Source organism: Vibrio sp. V10_P2A27P122 (genome assembly GCF_963874335.1).
Taxonomy (GTDB): domain Bacteria; phylum Pseudomonadota; class Gammaproteobacteria; order Enterobacterales; family Vibrionaceae; genus Vibrio; species Vibrio anguillarum.
Map to the genome: position 1 here is coordinate 1 of NZ_CAWNHY010000185.1, position 2,807 is coordinate 2,807.

Annotated in this window: 1 protein-coding gene; it reads left to right on the forward strand. The window is 41.1% G+C overall.

What is annotated here, in order from left to right; translation table 11 throughout:
- Nucleotides 1-284: 284 nt before the first annotated feature.
- Nucleotides 285-2,807: inverse autotransporter beta domain-containing protein (locus AACQ17_RS08225; protein WP_141201438.1), on the forward strand; the 2,523-nt coding region annotated here is incomplete at its 3' end.

The following is a 2,807-nucleotide window of genomic DNA, read 5'->3' on the forward strand; positions in this document are numbered from 1 at the left end:
ATTATGAGCATTTTAATCAGATTAACTCCAAAGAGGCGATGTTTCATTTGTAAATGATATCCCTTAACTCATTGAAATTTTTATTTTTATTTTTATTAATTTTAGTTTACTTAACAAGCTTAGTTGTTTTTCATACATTGTGTGAAATTCAGGGATTACATTCCTATCCAAATCAGGTTTGTGTTTGTATTAGTTAATAAGGATATAAAAACGCCAAGGTGACAGGTGAAAATTCTTAGTCCATCTTGATCACTTTCAAATGCAGCAACATAACGGTAGATAAAATGTTATATCGGTATTTATCAATTTTTTTGTCATTTATTATTCCTATTCAAGCCTTTTCTAATTCTTACTTTGAGCATGAGGTTAATGATGGCTTGTACATTCAAAAAGACACACGTTCCGTTAGTTCAGTGCCAATTGAATTTATTGATAGTATTAATTCAATTGGTATTGACTTTATCCATTTATTTGATGGCGTTGAGCCACCAGACACTTCTTTAGTCAATATAATTACAAAGCACTTCGGTACTTCAAATCTTTTTGTGTGGCAAGATGAGAAAGTTAATCGCTATCGGCTTATGCTGCGGGTCCCAAATGACGTCGATAAGGTACAGTACCTAGATGAAGCTAGGACGTATGTAAGTGAGGCTTTCATTTGGTCTTGGGTGGGACAGACGGATGGGCAAGTTGCTTCAACCATCAAGAGTGATTTTCAACCGGTAGCCGTTCTCAATTCACTCCCTTTGTCTGATTTAAAAGGGGTTACTCCTACTAATAATCAAGCATCATCGCTTAGTGATACGGTTGGACAGCAGGCTTTAGGCTTGCTTATGGCTTTGGATGGCAAAGATGACTCCGATTTCGGAGAAGAAGTTGAAGGGTATTTGAAACGCCAAGTTCAGGGCAGCTTCGAACAATATGCTAATCAGTATTTAAACGAGTCGCTCGAGTCTTCTTTGGAAAGCATTAACGGTGTTGTTCGTAGTTCATTAAGTGTGAGTACGTCTGGCATTAAAGGTGAGCTTGAAGCTTTGGTACCGCTATACAGTAATGACAAAGATTTTGTGTTTGTTCAACCTGGTTTTGTTTTGAACGATAAGGGCCGTTACAACGGTAGAGATTTTGTCCACGCTGGTATTGGGTATCGTACTAAAGTAGACGATTTTATGTACGGCGTAAATACGTTTTATGACTATGATTTGGAACGAGGTCATAAACGAGCAAGTATTGGTGGTGAGTTGTGGCATGAGGCATATAGCTTCTACACTAACTATTATTTCCCTCTTTCTGCATGGGTAGCCTCGCCGGATACATTTTCAACACTTGACGATATGAGTCTTCAGGAGCGCCCTGCCTATGGACTGGATGTTGGAGTATCAGGTTATTTACCTTCTTATCCCTGGCTTAGTGCTAACTTGAGTTATGAGCAACAATTTGGCAATCATGTTGAAAATGAAAGAGGTGAGAATCCTACCTCGAGCCCTTATCAAATTGGAGTATCGTTAGATTACAGCCCAATTCCGATGATAAGTTTTGGTATATCTCATAAATATGATAGTGCTACCGGTTCGGACTATTCAGCCAATCTCGGCTTTCAGTACATATTCGGTGAGAGTTTATCTAAGCAACTTGACCCTGCTTACATAAAAGGGACAAGGGGCCATGACTACCAGCAGAAAACATCTTTTGTCCAGAGAAATCACGATATTGTACTTGAGTACCGTAAAACGCCTTTCTCTATCGAGTTGGTTGGTGAAGGTGAGGTAACGATTTCTTCGGGGGTGACTCGTAATACTGCAGAATTCGTTCAGTTATCTAATTCATCAGATATTAAGCAGCTTTCTTATACTGGTAGTGCCGTACCATTTCTTACTGGTACTGGTGTATTGGCATCGTCGGGTGCTCTAAGAGCTAATAGCTCCGTACCTACTCAGTTTGTCAAAGAATTTAATCATGATATTAAGTATGCGAGTAGCGCGACTGACAATTTTTATGAGTTGACCTACGTTGCAACACTAAAAGATGGAAGCTCGTATCAAACTCGCCCACTGCGAATTAGGTTTGAGCATCCGAGGGGCGGTAGCTTTGATCAACAAAATACTTATTCTAAATATGAAGTAACAGTAAATGATGCGATTGCCGATGGTAAGGCAACGAACGAGCTTCGAGTGACCTTGAAAGATGCTAACGATAACGCTGTGGCAGGAGAGACAATTAGCTTTACGCTAAACGGCTCAGGACAAGCGGCGTCACCACTCACAGCAACAACTGATTCTAGTGGTCGGGCCATCTTTAGATTGAGCAACAAAGTTGCAGAAACAGTTACCGTTACCGCTATGCATAGCAGTGGCAGCCGTGATGCGTATGTAACGTTTTTGGCAGACCCAACCACAGCTAACATTAATGGAGTGAACTCAAGCTTTGTTGTTGTCAAGGATGGCGAGAAGGCCGATGGTAAGGCAACGAACGAGCTTCGAGTGACCTTGAAAGATGCGAATGATAACCTTGTGGCAGGCGAAGCGATTACTTTTGATGTTATCAGCGGTGATGTAACCTTGATTGAGACAAAGGTAACGACAGATACAGACGGTAAGGCGACAGCGAAAGTTACTAGTAAAAAAGCGGGTAAAGCGACGATTAGGGCGACTTACGATGGTGAGTCGAAAGATGTAGAGGTAATTTTTGTTGCTGACAGTGCCAAGGCAGTATTAAGCGCGTTTACAGTCGGTACCAATGGTCAACCTGCGAACGGCAGTGATCAGAACAGTGTTACGGCCACGGTGAAGGATCCAAACGGTAATCCA